The 20717-nt window shown below is 29.4% G+C and carries 16 protein-coding genes; 8 read left to right on the top strand and 8 right to left on the bottom strand.

The genetic code is table 11. The features are described from left to right. Window position 1: 1 nt before the first annotated feature. The 3 genes from ACN5J5_RS05625 to mfd all read right to left on the bottom strand — a co-directional run bounded on the left by ACN5J5_RS05625 (window position 2) and on the right by mfd (window position 6602). Entirely contained in the window at window positions 2-2107 is a 2106-nt protein-coding gene (locus ACN5J5_RS05625; RefSeq protein WP_418646327.1) for a penicillin acylase family protein, read from the bottom strand. A gap of 37 nt (window positions 2108-2144) precedes the next feature. Beyond that, window positions 2145-3002, bottom strand: coding sequence for a DMT family transporter (locus ACN5J5_RS05620; protein ID WP_418646326.1), 858 nt, complete (start codon window positions 3000-3002; stop codon window positions 2145-2147). 228 nt (window positions 3003-3230) lie between these two features. Further along, complete coding sequence (gene mfd / locus ACN5J5_RS05615) at window positions 3231-6602, bottom strand: transcription-repair coupling factor (RefSeq protein ID WP_418646325.1); 3372 nt, start codon at window positions 6600-6602, stop codon at window positions 3231-3233. Between the two features lie 364 nt (window positions 6603-6966). Here mfd and ACN5J5_RS05610 point away from each other — a divergent pair, with 364 nt between their 5' ends. Beyond that, on the top strand, window positions 6967-7551 hold the full coding sequence (locus ACN5J5_RS05610) for an outer membrane beta-barrel protein (protein ID WP_418646324.1): 585 nt from the start codon (window positions 6967-6969) through the stop codon (window positions 7549-7551). Between the two features lie 54 nt (window positions 7552-7605). Here ACN5J5_RS05610 and gltX read toward each other — a convergent pair whose 3' ends face one another. After that, window positions 7606-9123, bottom strand: coding sequence for a glutamate--tRNA ligase (gene gltX, locus ACN5J5_RS05605; RefSeq protein WP_418646323.1), 1518 nt, complete (start codon window positions 9121-9123; stop codon window positions 7606-7608). Window positions 9124-9239: 116 nt separating this feature from the next. Next, window positions 9240-10046: a hypothetical protein gene (locus ACN5J5_RS05600; RefSeq protein ID WP_418646322.1), complete on the bottom strand. Its 807-nt coding sequence runs from the start codon at window positions 10044-10046 to the stop codon at window positions 9240-9242. A 115-nt stretch (window positions 10047-10161) separates the two neighbouring features. Here ACN5J5_RS05600 and ACN5J5_RS05595 point away from each other — a divergent pair, with 115 nt between their 5' ends. The 4 genes from ACN5J5_RS05595 to ACN5J5_RS05580 all read left to right on the top strand — a co-directional run bounded on the left by ACN5J5_RS05595 (window position 10162) and on the right by ACN5J5_RS05580 (window position 16810). Beyond that, window positions 10162-13467: a DUF4175 family protein gene (locus ACN5J5_RS05595; protein WP_418646321.1), complete on the top strand. Its 3306-nt coding sequence runs from the start codon at window positions 10162-10164 to the stop codon at window positions 13465-13467. Window positions 13468-13519: 52 nt separating this feature from the next. Continuing rightward, the gene (gene ybeY / locus ACN5J5_RS05590) at window positions 13520-13936 is read left to right on the top strand and encodes an rRNA maturation RNase YbeY (protein WP_418646320.1); all 417 of its coding nucleotides are present in this window, start codon (window positions 13520-13522) and stop codon (window positions 13934-13936) included. A 29-nt stretch (window positions 13937-13965) separates the two neighbouring features. Beyond that, entirely contained in the window at window positions 13966-15843 is a 1878-nt protein-coding gene (mnmG, locus tag ACN5J5_RS05585) for a tRNA uridine-5-carboxymethylaminomethyl(34) synthesis enzyme MnmG (RefSeq protein WP_418646319.1), read from the top strand. A gap of 82 nt (window positions 15844-15925) precedes the next feature. Next, window positions 15926-16810: a class I SAM-dependent methyltransferase gene (locus tag ACN5J5_RS05580; protein WP_418646318.1), complete on the top strand. Its 885-nt coding sequence runs from the start codon at window positions 15926-15928 to the stop codon at window positions 16808-16810. A 142-nt stretch (window positions 16811-16952) separates the two neighbouring features. Here ACN5J5_RS05580 and ACN5J5_RS05575 read toward each other — a convergent pair whose 3' ends face one another. Further along, on the bottom strand, window positions 16953-17351 hold the full coding sequence (locus ACN5J5_RS05575; protein WP_418646317.1) for a DoxX family protein: 399 nt from the start codon (window positions 17349-17351) through the stop codon (window positions 16953-16955). A gap of 127 nt (window positions 17352-17478) precedes the next feature. Between ACN5J5_RS05575 and ACN5J5_RS05570 the strand changes: the two genes are divergently transcribed. The 3 genes from ACN5J5_RS05570 (at window position 17479) to ACN5J5_RS05560 (ending at window position 19622) form a co-directional block, all read left to right on the top strand. After that, window positions 17479-18402, top strand: a complete 924-nt coding sequence (locus ACN5J5_RS05570; RefSeq protein ID WP_418646316.1) for an SPFH domain-containing protein — start codon at window positions 17479-17481, stop codon at window positions 18400-18402. A 3-nt stretch (window positions 18403-18405) separates the two neighbouring features. Continuing rightward, the gene (locus ACN5J5_RS05565; protein ID WP_418646315.1) at window positions 18406-18723 is read left to right on the top strand and encodes a heavy metal-binding domain-containing protein; all 318 of its coding nucleotides are present in this window, start codon (window positions 18406-18408) and stop codon (window positions 18721-18723) included. A 131-nt stretch (window positions 18724-18854) separates the two neighbouring features. Then, window positions 18855-19622, top strand: coding sequence for a LytTR family transcriptional regulator DNA-binding domain-containing protein (locus ACN5J5_RS05560; protein WP_418646314.1), 768 nt, complete (start codon window positions 18855-18857; stop codon window positions 19620-19622). A 187-nt stretch (window positions 19623-19809) separates the two neighbouring features. Here ACN5J5_RS05560 and ACN5J5_RS05555 read toward each other — a convergent pair whose 3' ends face one another. Together ACN5J5_RS05555 and ACN5J5_RS05550 are read right to left on the bottom strand one after the other, a co-directional pair. After that, complete coding sequence (locus ACN5J5_RS05555; protein WP_418646313.1) at window positions 19810-19998, bottom strand: Sec-independent protein translocase subunit TatA/TatB; 189 nt, start codon at window positions 19996-19998, stop codon at window positions 19810-19812. A 33-nt stretch (window positions 19999-20031) separates the two neighbouring features. After that, on the bottom strand, window positions 20032-20712 hold the full coding sequence (locus tag ACN5J5_RS05550) for a head GIN domain-containing protein (protein ID WP_418646312.1): 681 nt from the start codon (window positions 20710-20712) through the stop codon (window positions 20032-20034). Window positions 20713-20717: the final 5 nt, after the last annotated feature.

Genomic DNA, 20717 nt, shown 5'->3' with positions numbered 1-20717 from the left:
TTTACTCTTCAACAACCTGCATTGGAGAGTAAATTTTTACTGCATTTTTTAAAACCTCAGCTTTATCTAAAGTCATTTTTTTTAGCTTATAATTGGTAAAATCTTCCATTTGAGAAGTGGAATGTTTATCGCCAATATTTGCGTTAGATCCGTATGAATTTATGGTTTCTATTTCTGTTCCTTTATCACTAAAACGAATTAATTCAATATGAGATTCACCTGCAAAAGCCCTATATGTTTTGTCGGTTTCATTTACTTTTTTAGCATAAATTGCTGCTAAAACATCTGGCGCACCACCAATTGGTAAATTTACATCTCCACGAGTGTGTCGTTGCAGTTCGCCCAATTCTATTTGTAACGAACCGTAGTTTTTTAACAATTCTTCTTTGGCTTTTGTAATTCCGAAAACACAATCTTCTAAAGTTATAGAACCTCTTCTAACTTCGCGTCCTTCTTGTTTTCTTTTTTCATTTAAATGCATCCAAGTTAAAATGTATAAAGCCGCTGTTTTATTGGTTTTATCCGTTTTTCTATCCCAAGTATTTAATAATTGAATAGCATCAGAAATTTCTGGATACTCAGCCGGATTTAAGTGCATTAAATCTTCTAAATTTAATGCGGTTCTGGTCATCATTTTCTTCGGATATTGATTATCGTATTTAATGGTTTTAAAATCTTCATACGAAATAGAATCGTACGCTTGCATCAACTCTAAAAAACGAGAACTTCGGTTATTTTCCATTCCTGTAACTTGATAACCCATTTGTTTATTTAAAGCAGTTTCTTTAAAATTATTGACAGAATCCGTAGCAGAAAATGGCGTATTATTGGTGTTAAAAACCCAACCGCTCGACGGATTTAAAACTTGTGGCAAACTATCATAAGGAACCAACGTATTATTCCATAAAGTTTTTGAAGTATTTCCTGGTAAAACTTTACTCCAATCGTAATTCGGATCTCTTTTTGGGAAGCTTCCGTTACTTACATAATAAATATTGTCTTCTTTATCAGCATATACAATGTTTAACGCAGCAATTCCGCGCATTTCTAAAGCGTTTTTAAACTCTTTAAAATTACTGGCTTTGTTCATTCTATACCATTGTTCTGCCATTCTTATTGATTTTCCAACCACAAATCGCCATGCAAAAACACCATCATCTGTTTTAAAAGTAGGTCCGTATTTACTTTCGTAAATAGATTTTGTAATCGGCACTTTAATAGGACCTAATTTTAACCAAGACCAATATGTTTTTTGTTTTAATTCCACCCAATCCTCATCAAACTTATAAAAATCATCTTTTTCTGGGTGCATTTCAAGTTTATAGACATCAGAAAAATCGGCATGATTTACCGTATGCGCCCAACCTAAATTCTCGTTTGCTCCATGAAAAATACAGATTCCACCAGCAAATGTTCCGCCTAAAATATTCATTCCTTCTTCTGATATTAAATGCGCTTCGTACCAAGAATACCAACCTTCTAATGGTTGATGAGAATTTACTGCCAAATACGTTTTTCCGTCCGTAGTTTTCTTTTTAGAAAAAGCAAAAGCATTAGATCCTTTAGGAACATCGCTCTTTAAATCTTTGATAATCGTACCTCCTAAAATCTTTTTTAAATCGTCTCCTGCGTGAGAAACCTCTAAATTACCTAACAAATAACCTGTAATAATATCAGCGCCTGTAAGCGGAAATAAATCGTCTAACAATACTTTTTCTGGATGTAAAGTTGCATATGCATTTACCCCATCAACAAAACTTTCTAAATACTTTTTAAAATCGCCAGTAACATCGGTATCGTATTTTTTATCAGCGATTTCTTTTAGTCCCATAAATTTAATTCCGAAATCTGCCACCAAACCATCTTGACCTTTAATTTCGCCCAACATTCCTTTACAAGCAGCCATTAATTCTTGAAAAGTAACAAAATCATCTTCGCATTGTGCCCATGCCAATCCGTAGGCAACCTCAGCATCGGTTTTTGCCATAATATGCGGAACTCCGTACACATCTCTAGCAATTTTTATGTTTGATAATTCTTTTCCTACTGGCTTAGATGAACAGCTGAAAACGAGTGCTAAAATGAATAAATATAAAAGTTTACGCATTGTTTAAGTTTTGGTTATGCGTAAATATAGTCAATCTTTATTTTTTACTTCGGATGCTTTCAATTATTACGGTTGCTAAAATTAAACTTCCGCCAATAAAAGTATTTGTATTCGGAATTTCATTTAAAAAAATAAACGCTAAAATAATTCCGAAAATAGGTTGTACACTACTAATAATACTTGCCGTAGATACCGAAAAATGTTTAAATGAGTGTACCATCATAGTATGCCCAATTGCAGTAGTTAACAATGCAATTAATAGTAAATAGGGGAGTTGACTTTGGAAGCCAGATACATCCATAAAAAATAATACTGGAGCCAAACAAATTGTAATGATTAACGTTTGGTAAAACATTAACATCGTACCGTTATATTGAATTACATATTGTTTTAAAATTAATATTCTGATGGAATAACACAAGGCAGAAAGTAAGCCGAATAAAATTCCTTGAACTTGTGTGTTCCCTAAGGTAAATTCTGGCGCTAAAATATAAATTCCGAGTAAAACGAGCAATCCTAAAAATATATGAATTGGACTGAATTTTACCTTTAAAAACAATGGTTCTAGTAAAGCTGTTATGACCGGAAAGGTATATAAAGACAACATTCCTAAAGCAACATTTGATAGTTTTAAAGCATAAAAATAGGTAATCCAATGGGCTGCCATAAATAAACCGCTTATAACAAACGGAATAATATGTTTGGTTGATTTTAGCTTTAAATCAATTTTTTTAAATCGACAAAAAGCATATAAAAAAATCATGGCTAAAACCGAACGAAACCACACAATTACTTCAGATGGCATGGCAATATATTTACCTAAAACACCTGAGGTACTAATAAAAAAAGTAGCTAATAATAAACCTGATAAATTTTTAAAATGTGAGTTTTGCATTGATTATTTATTGATTAGCTGTAAATTAATAACAACTTACTTTTACGTTAACCTGAACTTATTTCAGGTTCGCATGTTGTTATTTTATCTTTTAATGTGATTCTGAAACAAGTTAAGAATAACGCTTAAATATCGAGAGTAATTATTATTTGTTCGAGTACAGTCGAGAGGTTAAAAATTCAATTGATATATCCATATTTCTCGACTCTGCTCGAAATGACATTCGTTTTATACTTTTTGTAATATTTTTAAAGCCGTATTTACCGTATCAATTCTAATAAAAGTGATTAATAATCGCAATCCGTTTTTGGTGGTTTTTTCTTTCATTACACAGCTTTTCGGATTTTTTTTAACATAATCCACCATTTTTGAAAATGCTGGCGTATTATAAAATCCGCTTTGTTGATTAGAAACAAAATAACCAATCATACGTTTTTGTTTTAAAATAACTTTCTCTAAACCAAGTTCTTTTGCCAACCATTTTATACGAACACTGTCTAATAAATCTTGAACCTGCGTTGGGTATTCTCCAAAACGATCGGTAATTTGACTTTCAAATTCTACCAATTCTTCCTCCTTAGTTAAGGCTCCTAATTTGTTGTATAAACTCAATCGCTCTGTTACAGAATTTACATAATCATCAGGAAAAAGAATTTCAAAATCAGTATCAATTTGTACTTCTTTTACATATTCTTTCGGCACATTTTCGTTTACCGGATACAGTTCTTTAAACTCGTTTTCTTTCAGTTCTTCAATAGCTTCTTGTAATATTTTCTGATAAGCATCAAATCCAATATCATTAATAAATCCGCTTTGTTCACCACCTAATAAATCACCAGCACCACGAATTTCTAAATCCTTCATAGCAATATTTAATCCGCTTCCTAAATCAGAAAATAACACTAAAGCTTCAATACGTTTACGCGCATCATCAGTCATCATATGAAAAGGCGGCGTAATAAAATTACAGAATGCTTTTTTGTTTGATCGCCCAACCCGACCACGCATCTGGTGGAGGTCTGACAATCCGAAGTTATTGGCATTATTGATAAAAATAGTATTGGCATTTGGTACATCTAATCCGCTTTCGATAATCGTGGTAGACACTAAAACATCAAACTCGTTGTTCATAAAACCAAGCATCAATTCCTCTAACTTTTTACCTTCCATTTGTCCGTGCCCAATTCCGATTTTAGCATTCGGTACCAAGCGTTGTAACAAACCAGCTACTTCTTTAATATTTTCGATTCTGTTATGAATAAAAAATACTTGTCCACCACGAGAAATTTCATACGAAATAGCATCCCGAATTGTTTCTTCGCTAAAGCGGATGACATTAGTTTCTATCGGATGACGGTTTGGTGGCGGCGTTTTTATAACTGATAAATCTCGTGCTGCCATTAAACTAAACTGTAATGTACGCGGAATAGGAGTAGCGGTTAGCGTTAGGGTATCTACATTTTCTTTAATCGTTTTTAACTTGTCTTTTACGGCAACTCCAAATTTTTGCTCTTCATCAATAATTAACAATCCTAAATCTTTAAAATTAATTTTTTTATTGGTTAATTGATGGGTTCCTATTACAATATCTACGCTACCATTGGTAACACCTTCTAAAACACCGTTACGTTGTTTTGTGGTTCTAAAACGGTTTAGGTAATCGATAGTAACCGGAAAGTCTTTTAAACGCTCGGTAAAGGTTTTAAAATGCTGAAATGCTAAAATAGTGGTTGGTACTAAAACTGCTACTTGTTTGCCATTATCAACTGCTTTAAAAGCTGCACGAATAGCAACTTCTGTTTTACCAAAACCAACATCACCACACACCAAGCGATCCATAGGTTGTGCTTTTTCCATATCGGCTTTTACATCTTGTGTTGATGTAAATTGATCTGGCGTATCTTCATAAATAAAACTTGCTTCTAACTCGTGCTGCATGTGCGTATCCGGTCCGAAAGCATATCCTTTTTGTAATTTTCGTTTTGCGTATAACTGAATTAAATTAAAGGCAATATGCTTAACTCTTGCTTTGGTTTTTTGTTTTACTTTTTTCCAAGCATCAGAACCTAACTTGTATATTTTAGGCGGTTTACCATCTTTACCATTGAATTTTGATATTTTATGTAATGAGTGAATACTTACATATAAAATATCGCGATCGCCATAAATAAGTTTAATGGCTTCTTGCTTTTTTCCTTGTGCATCAATTTTTTGCAATCCAGCAAACTTTCCAATTCCGTGATCGATATGCGTTACGTAATCTCCAATTTCTAACTTGGTAAGTTCTTGTAAAGTAATGGATTGCTTTTTCTCATATCCGTTTTTTAATCGGAATTTATAATAACGCTCAAATATTTGGTGATCGGTATAACAAACAATTTTGTTTTCTAAATCTACAAACCCTTGATATAACGGAAATACAATAGTTTCATAAGAAACCTTAGCTTCGTTATCATCAAAAATATCGTGAAATCGTTGTGCTTGCTTATCGTTAGAACAGAATATGTAATTGGTAAATCCTTTTGCTGAAAATTCGTTAAAATTCTGAATTAACAAATCGAATTTTTTGTTGAAAGAGGGCTGCGGATGGGTGTTAAAAATTACGTTACTCTGAACTTGTTTCTGTGTTGCATTATGTGATTCTGAAACAAGTTCGGAATGACTTTTTTTTCCAAAATTAACTGTCGTAAAATCTGCTAATTGTTTTTTTATTAAAGTACCATCACAAAATAATTCTGAAGGTTTTGAATGTTTAAGGTCAGTAGATAATTCATTAAACGATAGTTCTGCTTTTCTAAAAAACTTGTCTAAATTCTCAGTAAGTATCTCGTTATTTTTTACAAAAATGGCCGTTTTTGCTGAAATGTATTTTAAAAAACTCTCTCTGCTTTCTTGTAACGTTTTGTTTTCTACATTCGGCATTATAGAAACTTTCTTCAGTTTTTCTTTAGAAAGTTGGGTTTCTACATCAAAAGTTCTAATACTATCTACTTCATCACCAAAAAACTCCATTCGATACGGTTCATCGTTAGAAAATGAAAACACATCGATTATTCCTCCACGCACTGAAAACTCTCCTGGTTCGGTAACAAAGTCAACTCGATTAAAATTGTATTCGAACAATACTTCGTTTACAAAATCGGGCGATACATTTTCGCCAACCGTAATTTTAAGTGTATTTTTTTCTAGTTCTTTTTTAGTAACTACTTTTTCGAATAGGGCAGTAGGATAAGTTACTATTATCGCTGGTTTTTTGCGCGAATTAATTCGGTTTAAAACCTCTGATCGTAACAATACATTGGCATTATCAGTTTCTTCTATCTGATAAGGTCTGCGATAAGAGCCCGGATAAAACAACACATTTTTATCGCCCAATAATTGTTCTAAATCGTTTAAATAATACGCTGCTTCTTCCTTATCGTTAAAGATTAACAAATAGGGTTTATCAGCTTTTTTAAAACTTTCAGAAATAACAAAAGACAACGAAGAACCAACCAAATTCGTTATTTGAAAATGATGTTGTTCTTGTTGAAGTGCTTTTACAATTTGATTTACATTACCAGATTGTTGGTAATTATTTACAATAGTTTGCTTACTCAACGTTTTATTTTTTTACAAAAATAGGATATTATTTTTTTGTCTTTTTAATTTATAAAATTGATTTTAAATCTATCTGTATAAAAATTAATTATGCTATTTAAACAATCCTTTTTTACTTAATTTTTTAAAAGAAAAAATCGATTTAAACCTCATTTAAAAGGTTTTTAAATTATTAAGATGATATGTGTTTAATCAAAAAAATAAAAACGTTAAAACGCTGTTTTTAAATCATATTTTAATTAAAAAAATCTATTTTAAATATTTTTTAATAAATTTATTCAATACCTATAAAAACAAATGTTATTTAAAATTTTTATACTAAATTGCATTCAATCAAGTTTTTATTATAAAATCCCCCCAATTAATGAAAAATAAAATATTACTTTTTACCGTACTTTGTTTGTCTGTAAATTTATTTTCACAAAATTTAAATGATTCATGGCAGGTAGGAATTGGTATGGGAATTACAAAATTTAGCACAAGTGATGCTGCTTTTATTGGTGATGCGTATCAATTTCAAGTTCCTGTACTTAGTTTAACAATGCCAGTTGGTGAGCGTTTGTCTATTGATGGAGCAATGTCTGTTAATACGATTGATGATATTGGGTTAATCAATAATTCTGCTAGTTATTTTTCTATAGACGGATCTGTACGTTACAACTTTAATGCGGTTATGGAAAAATTTAGTCCGTATGCTTTTATAGGAGCAAGTGTTGTAGATTCTAAAAAAAAAATGACACCTACTTTTAATATTGGAGCAGGAGGTATTTATTGGATAACTGATAAAATTGGTATAAATCCGCAGATATATTATAAGCACTCTTTAAGTAGTTTTGATAGTATGCGATCGCATATTCAAGGAACTTTAGGTTTGGTATTTAAGTTAAATTGGAACAATATTTCTAAAGGAACACAAGGAGTTTCAATTTCTGGTGTAGGCTGTATGTAATTTACACCGTTATTTTAGATAAAAAAAGTCCGCTTAAAAGCGGACTTTTTTATTTTATGATAATTTTGCTATCGCATTATTAATTCTTTGCAAAGTATTTTCTTTACCAATCATTGTCATAATATCAAACAAATCTGGACCAGCTAATTTACCAACCAAGCTTAAACGAAGTGGTTGCATAACTTTACCAAAACCTATTTCTTTAGCCGTTATCCAACCTTTAATATCAGTTTGAGCATTTTCAACTGTAAAATCTTCAATTGTAGAAATGATGGTTATTAATTCTTTCATTAAATCTCCAGTGGTTTCTTTCCATTGTTTTTTAGTAGCTTTTGTATCATATTCTGAAGGATCTACAAAGAAAAAACTTGATAATTCCCAAAAATCAGCCACAAAAGTTGCACGTTCTTTTATTAACGAAACTACTTTTTCTGTAAAAGCTACGTTTGTATCAATTCCTTTTTCTGTAAGAATAGGAAGGTATAAATTGGTTAATTCTTCATCAGATTTTTGTTGTAAATACTGCTGATTAAACCAATTTGTTTTATCCGGACTAAATTTTGCACCCGATTTACTAACTCTATTTAAATCGAAAGCTGCTACTAATTCTTCTAACGAAAAAATTTCTTGTTCCGTACCAGGGTTCCATCCTAATAAAGCCAACATGTTTATAAAAGCATCGTTAAAATAACCGTCTTCTTTATATCCACGTGAAACATCAGTTGTTTGCTCATTTGTGTATGCTAACGGAAATACAGGAAATCCTAATTTATCGCCATCACGTTTACTTAATTTTCCTTTACCAACTGGTTTTAATATTAATGGTAAATGTGCAAATTTTGGCGCTTGCCAATTAAATGCTTTGTATAATAATTCGTGAAGTGGAAGAGAAGGTAACCATTCTTCACCACGAATTACGTGAGAAATTTCCATTAAATGATCATCAACAATGTTTGCTAAATGATACGTTGGCATTCCGTCTGACTTAAATAAAACCTTATCATCTAAAGTATTTGTGTCAATTTTTATGGTTCCACGAATTTCATCCTTTAAAATTAAAGTTTCGTCTTGTGGCGTTTTAAAACGGATTACATATTTTTCTCCCGAATTAATTTTAGCAGATACTTCATCTGAAGATAATGACAACGAATTATTTAATTTTTGCCTGTTATGCCAATTATAAATAAATGTTTTCCCTTTTTCTTCGTGATTTTTTCTATGCGCATCTAACGCTTCAGCTGTATCAAAAGCATAGTATGCCCATCCTGTTTTAATCAACTCATCGGCGTAATTTTTATACAATTCTTTACGCTCTGACTGACGATAAGGGCCAAATTTTTCATTATTTCCTGGTCCTTCATCAAAAGGAATATTACACCATTTTAAAGCATCAATTATATATTGTTCGGCATTTGCTACATAACGAGTTTGGTCTGTATCTTCAATACGTAATACAAAAGTTCCGTTGTGTTTTTTAGCAAATAAATAGTTGAATAAAGCGGTTCTTACACCACCAATATGTAAAGGTCCTGTTGGGCTAGGAGCAAAGCGTACTCTTACGTTATCAGTCATTTTTATTGATTTGAAAGCGCAAAGATAGTTTTTAAAAGGTAGAAAATGAATTAGAAAAAAGAAAAAGAGGTCTAAAAAATAGCCCTCTTTTTAATAAGCAAAATTTTAAATAGTTTTTAAAATTTATAATATAAACCAAAAGTAATTGCAGGTACTTTAGCTACATTGTTTCCTGCAAAAGCGCCACCTAAAGCTATATTTGCACCGAAATTTTTATTGATTTCTCCTATTAATTTTAATCCAAAACCAGCATAACCTTGATTGTTTACATACAAACCTGTGCTTAAATTTTCGGCAGGCAATGTAATATCTCCGTTACCTAAAGAAGCAACTCCGTCTAAAAATCCAGCAACCCAAAGCCAATCTAAAGTTTTGTATCCTATTTCTCCACCTAATTTAAAATTGCTACTGTAATCGTTTGTACGAATATCAAAACCTGTAAATGCTTGTACATACCAATTATTAAAACCTCTACCAGCTAAAAAAAGTGGGGTAAACGTCCATGCATCATAACCTGTTCTTAAACCATACGTTTTATTATAATTAGCAGTATTTGCTTCTACACCTAATTGCCCAGATAACACCCATTTTTTGTTATAAAAATTATGCTTTAATCCTATTTGAATATTTCCTAATGAATTGTTACTTGGTGATGTTGTTTCGTTTGATGATGTTAATTTAAATGGTACGTTTACAAGCAATGTTGTATTATTTGTAATGCCATATTCACCATAAAATTGTAACGTGTTATCTGATACTTTTTTTCCTAGATTTACTTCTGGATCACCAAAAAGTTTATCGTAGTTAGAAACCATACTGTATGATAATTGTACATAGCCTTCTTTTTTGTTTTTTACCCAAGGACTTTGAGAAAATAAAGTAGAAGAAATAAATAATAGTAGTAAAATAGTTAGTTTTTGCATCTTAAAAATAGTTTTTAATATTATTTTTTAAGTCTTTAGTTGTAAAAACTAAAAAATTCTTACATAAATATTTAACTAAGTTTTATTTTTAAAAGTAGTATTTTTATAGATTGATATGGAGAATTTTAGCAAAATAGAACAAAAACTACAGCACTTTAGTAAAAAATATTATACTAATGAGTTGATAAAAGGAGGAATTTTATTTATTTCCTTAGGATGTATTTACCTTTTTTTTACCTTATTTATTGAATTTTTTTTGTGGCTTAAACCAACTGCGAGAACATTATTATTCTGGTTATTTATTATTGTTGAATTAATTTTATTACTTCGATTTATCTGTTTTCCTATTTTTAAAATTATCGGATTACAACAAGGAATTTCTTTTGAAGAGGCTTCAAAAATTATTGGAAATCATTTTCCGGAAGTGCAAGACAAACTTTTAAATGTATTGCAATTAAAGCAAAACAAAAATCAATCGGATTTATTACTAGCTAGTATCGAGCAAAAATCTGAAGAAATACAACCTATTTCTTTTAATAAAGCAATTGATTTTACTAAAAATAAAAAGTATTTAAAATATGCATTAATTCCTGTTTTTATTTGGGTACTTTTCTTTTTAACAGGAACCACAAATAAACTCTCACAAAGTTTTAATCGTGTAGTAAATCACACTGTAGCATACCAACCGCCAGCTCCTTTTTATTTTCATTTAACAACGTCAGAATTAAAAGTTATTAAAGGAAAAGATATTACGGTATATGTTAAAACCAGCGGAGAAATTATTCCGGAAGAGGTAAAGATTCATTTTAGTAATCAACAGTATTTTTTTAAAAACGAAAACAACGGCTTGTTTTCTTATACGTTTAATGAAGTGCAAGAACCTATAAATTTTTATGCTAGTGCAAATGGTATTGAATCTAATGTGTTTAAAATTGCCGTTGTTAAAACACCATCTATTCAAAATATATCGGTGAGTTTAAAATATCCAAGCTACACTAAAAAGAAAAATGAAATCATTAAAAATGCAGGAAACCTTAATGTTCCACAAGGAACAATTGTAAATTGGAGTATTAAAACTACTGAAACTGATACCGTTAACTTTATTTTACACAACAAACGTTATAAATTTAAACAAAATAAAAACAATGAATTTCAGTTTAAAAAACAACTTATAAACACTATAAATTACCAAATTACAACGACCAATAAAAATTTAAAAGATTATGATAAGTTACAGTTTTTGGTTGATGTTGTTAAAGATGAAAACCCTACGATTCATGTAAAATCTAATATTGATAGTATTACTCGTGGTAACGCACAATTTGTTGGTCAAATTTCTGATGATTATGGTTTTAATAAATTGGAAGTAGTTTATTATGATAAAAACAATATTCAGGCAACTGAAAAAAAACTAATAAACATTACTAAAAACAATATTCAAACTTTCTTTTATGAGTTTCCTAAAGGATTAAACTTAAAAGAAGGAATTGATTATGAAATGTATTTTCAAGTATTTGATAACGATCAAATAAATGGTTATAAAAAAGCAGTAAGTAAAAAGTTTTCGTACAGGCAAAAATCGACCAATGAGATTGAGAAGGAACTTTTACAAGAACAACGTAACTATATTCAAAATTTAGAAAACTCACTAAGCAAACAGGAGCAGAGCAAAAAAGAGTTGGAAAAAATACAATTTGAGCTTCAGAATAAAAAGAAAGTGAATTGGAATGATCAGAAAAAAATTAAAAATTTAATTAAGCGTCAAGACCAATACAAACAAATGATGCAACGTCAAACTGATAAATTAAAAGAGAATTTTTCAGAAAAGAAAGAGCAAAATAAAAGTTTACAAGAGAAGAAAGAAGACTTAAAAAAACGAATTGAAGAGCTTAAAAAATTAGAAAAGCAGCAAAAGTTATTGGATGAACTTAAAAAACTAACTGAAAAATTAAATAGGGAAGATTTAATTAAAAAAACAAAAGAGTTAGCTGCACAAAACAAGCAACAAGAAAAAAGTTTAGAGCGAATTTTAGAAATGACAAAGCGTTTTTATGTTGAACAAAAAATGCAAAAAATAGCAAATAATTTAGATGACTTAGCAAAGAAACAAGAAGAATTATCTAAAAATGAAACAACAAAAGAAACGCAGAATAAAGTTAACGAAGAGTTTAAGGAAATTAAAAAAGAATTAGACGAATTAAATAAGGATAATAAAAAATTAAAGTCCCCGATGGAAATTCCATCTATGGATAAACTAGCGGATGAAACTCAGAAAGAACTTAATAAAGCAAGTGAAAATTTAGAGAACAAAAAGCAATCAGACTCAAAAGAAAATCAAAAGAAAGCAGCTGAAAAGATGCAAGAAATGAGTAAGAAAATGCAAGATTCTATGCAAGAAATGAGCATGGAAATGGAAGAAGAGCAAATGGAAGGTTTGCGCCAGGTTTTAGAAAACTTAATTACTTTTTCTTTTGATCAAGAAGCATTGATGAATGTGTTTAATGAAAGTAATTCATCGCATCCAAATTTTGGTAAAAACTTACAAAAACAACATCAGCTTAAAACTTATTTCGAACACATTGATGATAGTTTATTTGTTTTATCTATAAAAAATCCGAAGATATCTTCTAAAATTCAAGATCAACTTTCATTAGCACATTATAATTTAAACGAGTCTTTAGAAAACTTTGCTGATAATAAATTTACAAACGGAATTTCTAATCAACGTTATATAATGACCGCTGCAAATACTTTAGCAGACATGTTAAGTAGCACGCTAGATGCAATGCAAAACCCTAAACCTGGAAAAGGAAAAGGAAAGGGAAAAGGGAAGTCTTTTAGCTTGCCAGATATCATTAAAAAACAAGGAGAATTGATGAAAAAAATGCAGCAAGGTATGCAGCAAAAAAATCAAGGAAAGCCTAAAGAGGGAAAAGATGGAGAAAAAAACGGGCAAGAAAAAGGAAATAAAGAGGGTGAAAAAGGAGCACAAGGAGAAGGTTTAAACGGTGATTTATATCAAATATATAAAGAACAATCTCAATTAAGACAACAATTAGAAGATGCTCTAAAACATGGTGGAAATAAAAATGGTAAAGCAAAAAAAGCTTTAAAAGAAATGGAGCAATTAGAAAACGAAATTTTAGAAAAAGGGTTTACACAACAAAGCATTAATAGAATGCAGCAATTAAGCTATGAATTACTAAAATTAGATAAAGCTACTTTTGAACAAAATCGTGATAAAAAAAGAAAATCAGATACTAATTTACAAGAATATGAAAATAAGACTTTAAAAAAATTAAGGTTTAAAAAGTTGTTTTATAACCAAACAGAGATATTAAACAGACAATCATTACCTTTGCGCCCTGATTATAAAAAGAAGGTGCAAGAATATTTTAACCTTACTAAAGACAACAAATAATACATTGGTTTTTTAATTAATAAACTAATTTATTACGAAACAAATTAAACAAATGATTGCATTTAATTACGAAATCGATTTTAAACTAAACGACGAAAATAAAACGTGTAAATGGATACAAAACTGTATTGAAAAGGAAGGTTTTGAATTAGGTGAAATCAACTATATTTTTTGTGACGATAGTTATCTTCATAAAATGAATGTAGAATTTTTACAACACGATACCTTAACAGATATCATTAGTTTTGATTATACTTTAGGTAAATTAATTGGTGGAGATATTTTTATATCAATAGATAGAGTAAAAGAAAATGCTAAAGAATTTAATGTATTATTTGAAAACGAGTTGCATCGAGTTATAATTCATGGTGTATTACACTACATGAAGTATAAAGATAAAACCGATGCAGAGAAACAAATAATGCGGGCTAAAGAAAATGATTCTTTACAAATTTTAAATAAAAACTAAAATCGTTCCACGTGGAACAGACTTAAAAAATGAGTTTATTTAATACAACATACGATGTAATTGTAGTAGGTGGTGGGCATGCTGGTAGTGAAGCTGCTGCTGCAAGTGCCAACATGGGAGCACACACATTACTTATAACTATGAACTTGCAAAACATAGCTCAAATGAGCTGTAATCCTGCCATGGGAGGAATTGCGAAAGGACAAATAGTACGTGAAATAGATGCTTTAGGTGGTTATAGTGCAATTGTAACTGACAAGACAGCTATACAGTTTAAAATGCTTAATAAATCGAAAGGACCTGCCATGTGGAGTCCTAGAGCACAATCTGACAGAATGCAGTTTGCAGAGTGCTGGAGAACTATGTTAGAGCGAACTGATAACTTAGATTTTTATCAAGATTCAGTGAACGGTTTATTATTTGATGGTGATAAAATTGTTGGTGTAAAAACAGCTTTAGGATTAAAAATAAAAGCAAAAACAGTTATAGTAACTGCTGGAACTTTTTTAAATGGACTAATTCATATTGGTGAAAAAACATTTGGAGGTGGTAGAGCAGGAGAAGGAGCATCAACAGGAATTACAGAAGATTTAATTGAAAAAGGTTTTGAATCGGGAAGAATGAAAACAGGAACTCCACCAAGAGTTGATGCTAGATCTTTAGATTTTTCTAAAATGACTGAACAACCTGGTGATGAAAATCCTGAGAAATTTTCTTATTTACCAATTACTAAAACATTAACAAAACAACGTTCTTGTTATTTAACTTACACAAATCCGGAAGTACATGATTTGCTTCGTGAAGGTTTTGATAGATCTCCAATGTTTAATGGACGAATTAAATCGACAGGACCAAGATACTGCCCATCAGTTGAAGATAAGATAGATCGATTTGCAGAAAAAGAACGTCATCAAATTTTTGTTGAACCAGAGGGATGGAATACTGCTGAGATATACGTAAATGGATTTTCAACATCGTTACCAGAAGATATTCAAGACAAAGCAATACGGTCTATAGCTGGATTTGAAAATGTAAAATTTTTACGATTTGGTTATGCAATAGAATACGATTATTTTCCGCCAACACAGTTAAAACATAATTTGGAGACAAAATTAATTGAAAACTTATTTTTTGCTGGTCAAATAAATGGAACAACTGGTTACGAAGAAGCAGCTGCGCAAGGATTAATGGCAGGTGTAAATGCTGCATTAAAAGTTAAAAATAAAGAAGCTTTTATTTTAAAAAGGAGTGAAGCTTATATTGGTGTTTTAATTGATGATTTAATTACCAAAGGGACTGAAGAACCTTATAGAATGTTTACTTCTCGTGCTGAATACAGAACTTTATTAAGGCAAGATAATGCAGATTTACGTTTAACTGAAAAATCGTATCATTTAGGGTTAGCTTCTAAAGAGAGAATGGATAGAGTAGAAAATAAGAAGACTAAAACAGAAGCATTAATTAAATTTATAGAAAACTTAAGCGTAAAACAAGAAGAGGTAAATCCGATATTAGAAAATAAAGGGTTAAGTTTAGTAAATCAATCTGTAAAATTATTTAAAATTGCTGCTAGACCTCAATTAACTTTTAATGATTTTACATCTATTAAAAAATTAGAAAGTTATATTCAAGAAAATGCTATTGATCAGGAAATAATAGAACAGGTAGAAATACATTTAAAGTATTCTGGTTATATTGAAAAAGAAAAAAACAATGCTGATAAATTAAATAGATTAGAAAACGTTCCTATCCCTTCAAAATTTGATTATAGTAAAGTAAAATCTTTATCTTTTGAAGCGAGAGAAAAATTAGCAAAAATACAACCAACATCCATATCGCAAGCAAGTAGAATAAGTGGAGTATCACCAAGTGATATTTCGGTACTTTTAGTATATATGGGAAGATAAATATTAAAAAAAGAAAAACGTTCCATGTGGAACGTTTTTCTTTTTTTAATAAATTTACATTAATATTTTAATTATGTTCCACATGGAACAATTTAAAAAGAAAGAGAAATTGAACACAACTAAAGAGTTATATAAAAACTTAACTCCATTATTAAACTGTATAGATTTTACAGTTTCTAATGAAAGTTATGAAGTTATGAATAATAATGCATACGATATGTTGGTTACATCGCCAGTGCCAGAAGATTTAGAAAATTATTATTTAAGTGAAAAATATATTTCTCATACAGATAGTAAAAAAACAATTTTTGATCGTGTTTATCAAATAGTAAAAAATCATACTTTAAAACAAAAATTAAAATTAATCAACAGTTTTAAAACTGAAGAAAAAACAATATTAGATGTTGGTGCTGGTACAGGTGATTTTTTAAAAATATGTAAAAATAATAATTGGAATGTTTTTGGTATAGAGCCATCAGAAAAAGCAAGAAATTTTGCTATGGATAAAAACATTTCTTTAAAAGAAAATATAAATTCATACGAAGGAAAACAATTTGATGTAATTACACTTTGGCATGTTTTAGAACATGTTCCTAATTTAATTGAATACACACATCAGTTAAAAAAGTTATTAAAACCAAATGGTGTTTTATTAATTGCCGTACCAAATTATAAAAGTTACGATGCTAAATATTATAAAGAATTTTGGGCTGCTTACGATGTGCCGAGACATTTATGGCATTTTTCGAAAACAGCCATAAAAAAAATATTTACTGAAGTTAACATGAAGGTAGAAAAAATACTGCCGATGAAGTTTGATGCTTTTTATGTTTCGCTATTATCAGAAAAATATAAAAGCAATAAAAACAAACCAGTTAAAGCTTTTATTACAGGTTTTACCTCAAATATAAAAGCAAAGAAAAATGGAGAGTATTCTTCCTTAATATATTTGATAAAAAACAGTTAAAACTAATTTTAAGATATATTTTAAGTTGTTTAATATCATAAGATACATAATTTACTTATCAAAAAATAAAAACCTCTTAAATCTAATATTTAAGAGGTTTTATAATAAATTAATTTTATTATTAAGTAAATTATAATAATTTTTACTTATTTAATAAATACATTCCTGCAATAGTAATTAAAAAGTAAATTGCTAATGTCATTGCACCCGCATAATCTTTTGCAAGTCGTTGACCAATTAAAAGAAAGATTAATGATAATGCAGAAATTTGAACACCTAATAAAGCAAGCTCACCATTTCCTGTAGTAATTAAATTAAAAACACCGATAAACATAAATGCACCGGCAATTAATTCCATCACTAAAATAATAACTAATAAAAGTGGCACCATATTTTTTAAAGGTGAATTTTTAAAATGTTCTTTAATAAAAGAAGCATTTCCATTCCAGTCAGTAACTTTATCAATTCCGGATTGTAAAAAAGTAACAATTAAAAAAAGTAATATTAAAATTTCTGTTGCGTGTTTTTGAATAAGTTCCATATATAGATTTTTAGCAAATATAATTTTTAAATAAGTATTGTAACAAAACTAAAAAAAATCGTCCTATATATATCTATTATAAATAGTATCTTTAACCTAAAAAATTACTAATCTTAAAAATTAAATTATGCCAATTTATTTGTATCCGCTTATTTTTTTCGGAATTATTATTTTATTATCATCATTTTTTACTGTAAAACAACAATCTGCTGCCATTATAGAGCGATTTGGAAAATTTCATAGCATTCGTCAATCAGGATTACATTTAAAAGTTCCTTTAGTAGATAGAATTGCAGGTAAATTGAGTTTAAAAATTCAGCAATTAGATGTAATAATTGAAACTAAAACTTTAGATGATGTTTTTGTAAAATTAAAAGTATCAGTGCAGTATAAAGTAATTAAAGATAAAGTGTATGATTCGTTTTATAAATTAGATTATCCGCACGATCAAATAACTTCGTATGTTTTTGATGTAGTACGTGCAGAAGTACCTAAAATGAAGTTAGATGACGTATTTGTTAAAAAAGATGACATTGCAATTGCTGTAAAATCAGAATTAAACGAGGCAATGATGACTTATGGTTATGATATTATTAAAACCTTAGTAACAGATATTGATCCGGATGCACAAGTTAAAGAAGCTATGAACAGAATTAATGCTTCTGAGCGTGAAAAAGTAGCTGCTCAATACGAAGGAGATGCACAACGTATTTTAATTGTAGAGCGTGCTAAGGCTGAAGCTGAAAGCAAACGTTTACAAGGGCAAGGTATTGCCGATCAACGACGTGAAATTGCCCGAGGTTTAGAAGAATCTGTAGAAGTTTTAAATAAAGTAGGTATAAACAGCCAAGAAGCATCTGCATTAATTGTGGTAACACAACATTATGATACATTACAATCTATTGGACAAGAAACAAATAGTAACTTAATTTTGTTACCAAATTCTCCGCAAGCGGGAAGTCAAATGTTAAACGACATGGTAGCAAGTTTTACTGCGAGTAATCAAATAGGGGAGGCTATGAAAAACTCGAAAAATAAAAAAGAAGAATAAACTATGATTATAACTACAACACCTACTATTGAAAATAGACCAGTAAAAGAATATTTAGGGATTGTAACCGGTGAAACTATAATTGGTGCAAATTTTATAAAAGATTTTTTTGCAGGAATTAGAGATATTGTTGGCGGAAGATCTGGATCTTATGAGAAAGTTTTAAGAGAAGCCAAAGAAACATCTTTAAAAGAAATGCAACAACGTGCACAAACTTTAGGAGCAGACGCTATAGTTGCTATAGATTTAGATTACGAAACTGTAGGACCTAATGGTGGAATGTTAATGGTTACAGCATCTGGAACTGCAGTAAGATTATAAAACATAACCAACTAAAATAAAAAAACGAAGCTAAAAATGGTTTCGTTTTTTTTTATTAGTAATTATTACTACTTTGATATAAAAAAGAAGTGTATAATACTCTTATCAAAGTTATTAATAAGCCATTTAAAATGCATTTATACCTATCAAATAAGATAGTTATTAGTGTAAGCTACGGACTGTTTATATTTACTTTTTTAGCCTTATTTGAGCCTTTTAAATTAGATCTTTTAAAAGAATATTTTTTAGGATATATATTTACAATTGCCATTTTTTATACAATAGTCCCGTTGTTTTTCTTTTTTATAATAAACAAGCTAAAACTTAAAAATTGGACATTAGGTAATGTTACCATACTATATTTCGTATTTACATTAATATTAAGTTTAGTTACTTGGTTAGCAAGTGGTATTTATAAAGATGCTGTGCATTATTTAAAAAAGCTACCTTTTCTAAAATTTTATGAATACACAATGTTTGTATCATTTGTATCAACGCCATTGTTTATGATTTATAATGAACAGATAAATCAGTTTAAAACAAAAAAAAGGAAGAAACCTATAACATTGTTTTCAGAAAATAAAAAAGAGCTTTTAAATATAAATATTAATGAATTAATATACATATCCGTATCGGGTAATTACACGAGTTTTTATGTAATGACGAATGATAAAATAAAGGAATTAATATTAAGAAATACATTAACTGATGTTTATCAACAAATAAAAAAACAGCCTAATATTTTTAAATGTCATAAATCATTTATTATAAATACTAATTATATTGACGGCTTTTCGGGAAATTCGAGAGGTTATTTAGTAAAAATGAAAAGCGTAGATGTTAAAATTCCGGTTTCGAGGAAGTTTACCAAAGAAGATTTAAATAATTTACTACATTAAAACCTTCCTTTTCATCCCAAACTACTGTATTTACTCCCTTTTATAAAAATTAATACTTAACAAAATATATTACACTGTATATTTGAAAATATAAATATTAAAGTATTCTGGGGGGAAACTTTGGTGTTATTAACACAAAAACCGAAACAAATTAGTTTCGGTTTTTTTTATATCTAAAAGAAAATAATTATTTTTTTTCTTCTGTATTTTCTTCTTCTTCAATTTTAGTGGCATCTTTAAATTCTTTAATACCAGTACCTAAACCTTTCATTAATTCTGGAATTTTCTTTCCTCCAAACATTAATAATACCAATGCAACTACTATGGCAATTTGCCATGGACCAATCATTCCTAAAAATATACTAAGTGAAATCATTTTAATTAAATTTTACTGTACAAATATACTAAATTAACTTCTGTGTTCAATTACTCCGCCAATTACTTTTTTATCTTTAAACACTTCAGGTTTTCCTTTATAAAAAATAGAACCTCCAAAAGATACTTTAGCATCTAAAGTTTCGCCAGATTGTACTTCAACTTTAGATCCCGAGCCCGCTCGTACATAATTAAAATCGCTAACCAATAATTTATAACCGTGATAAATGCCACCTAAATTAGCATCAACAGTTTGGTTTTTAGTAAATCCTGAAAGTCTAATAACGGCTCCAGAAGTACTTTTAACCTTTAAATGTTTAACATTAACCACCATATTAATAAAAGCGCCTTCTTGAGCTTTAATTTCAACTTCAGCTTGTTCAATTCCTTTACCTGTAATTACCGCACCTTCATTGGCATCAATAACTTTTAAAGTAGTATTATAAAATAATGTTATTTTTACTTTACCATCTGCAGTGGTTTCTGGTAATTTTAAAGATATTTTTAATGTATTATTTTTATTTTTAATGGTTACTTTTTCTGCCTTTTCGCCAGTAATAATAATTTGATTATTGTTAGATTTTACTAATTTAATATCAATACCATTAAATACTTTAATAGTAGAAAACTCACCAAGTGTTTTAGTAATTTTTGTTTGTGCTGATACTAAAACAGTTATCAAAAACAAACTTAAAAAAGCGATTTTTTTCATCATAAACT

This window comes from Tenacibaculum insulae, assembly GCF_964512435.1.
GTDB classification, from domain to species: domain Bacteria; phylum Bacteroidota; class Bacteroidia; order Flavobacteriales; family Flavobacteriaceae; genus Polaribacter; species Polaribacter insulae_A.
Note: the sequence above shows the minus strand (reverse complement) of the source record. Positions and strands in the feature narration are given on the sequence as shown.

Coding starts and splice junctions, on each gene's coding strand:
- ACN5J5_RS05625 (WP_418646327.1), bottom strand. CDS start 2,107: ATGCGTAAACTTTTATATTTATTCATTTTAGCACTCGTTTTCAGCTGT.
- ACN5J5_RS05560 (WP_418646314.1), top strand. CDS start 18,855: ATGCATTTATACCTATCAAATAAGATAGTTATTAGTGTAAGCTACGGA.
- ACN5J5_RS05575 (WP_418646317.1), bottom strand. CDS start 17,351: ATGGAACTTATTCAAAAACACGCAACAGAAATTTTAATATTACTTTTT.
- ACN5J5_RS05570 (WP_418646316.1), top strand. CDS start 17,479: ATGCCAATTTATTTGTATCCGCTTATTTTTTTCGGAATTATTATTTTA.
- ACN5J5_RS05610 (WP_418646324.1), top strand. CDS start 6,967: ATGAAAAATAAAATATTACTTTTTACCGTACTTTGTTTGTCTGTAAAT.
- ACN5J5_RS05555 (WP_418646313.1), bottom strand. CDS start 19,998: ATGATTTCACTTAGTATATTTTTAGGAATGATTGGTCCATGGCAAATT.
- ACN5J5_RS05600 (WP_418646322.1), bottom strand. CDS start 10,046: ATGCAAAAACTAACTATTTTACTACTATTATTTATTTCTTCTACTTTA.
- gltX (WP_418646323.1), bottom strand. CDS start 9,123: ATGACTGATAACGTAAGAGTACGCTTTGCTCCTAGCCCAACAGGACCT.
- ACN5J5_RS05565 (WP_418646315.1), top strand. CDS start 18,406: ATGATTATAACTACAACACCTACTATTGAAAATAGACCAGTAAAAGAA.
- ACN5J5_RS05620 (WP_418646326.1), bottom strand. CDS start 3,002: ATGCAAAACTCACATTTTAAAAATTTATCAGGTTTATTATTAGCTACT.
- ACN5J5_RS05595 (WP_418646321.1), top strand. CDS start 10,162: ATGGAGAATTTTAGCAAAATAGAACAAAAACTACAGCACTTTAGTAAA.
- mnmG (WP_418646319.1), top strand. CDS start 13,966: ATGAGTTTATTTAATACAACATACGATGTAATTGTAGTAGGTGGTGGG.
- ybeY (WP_418646320.1), top strand. CDS start 13,520: ATGATTGCATTTAATTACGAAATCGATTTTAAACTAAACGACGAAAAT.
- ACN5J5_RS05550 (WP_418646312.1), bottom strand. CDS start 20,712: ATGATGAAAAAAATCGCTTTTTTAAGTTTGTTTTTGATAACTGTTTTA.
- ACN5J5_RS05580 (WP_418646318.1), top strand. CDS start 15,926: ATGGAACAATTTAAAAAGAAAGAGAAATTGAACACAACTAAAGAGTTA.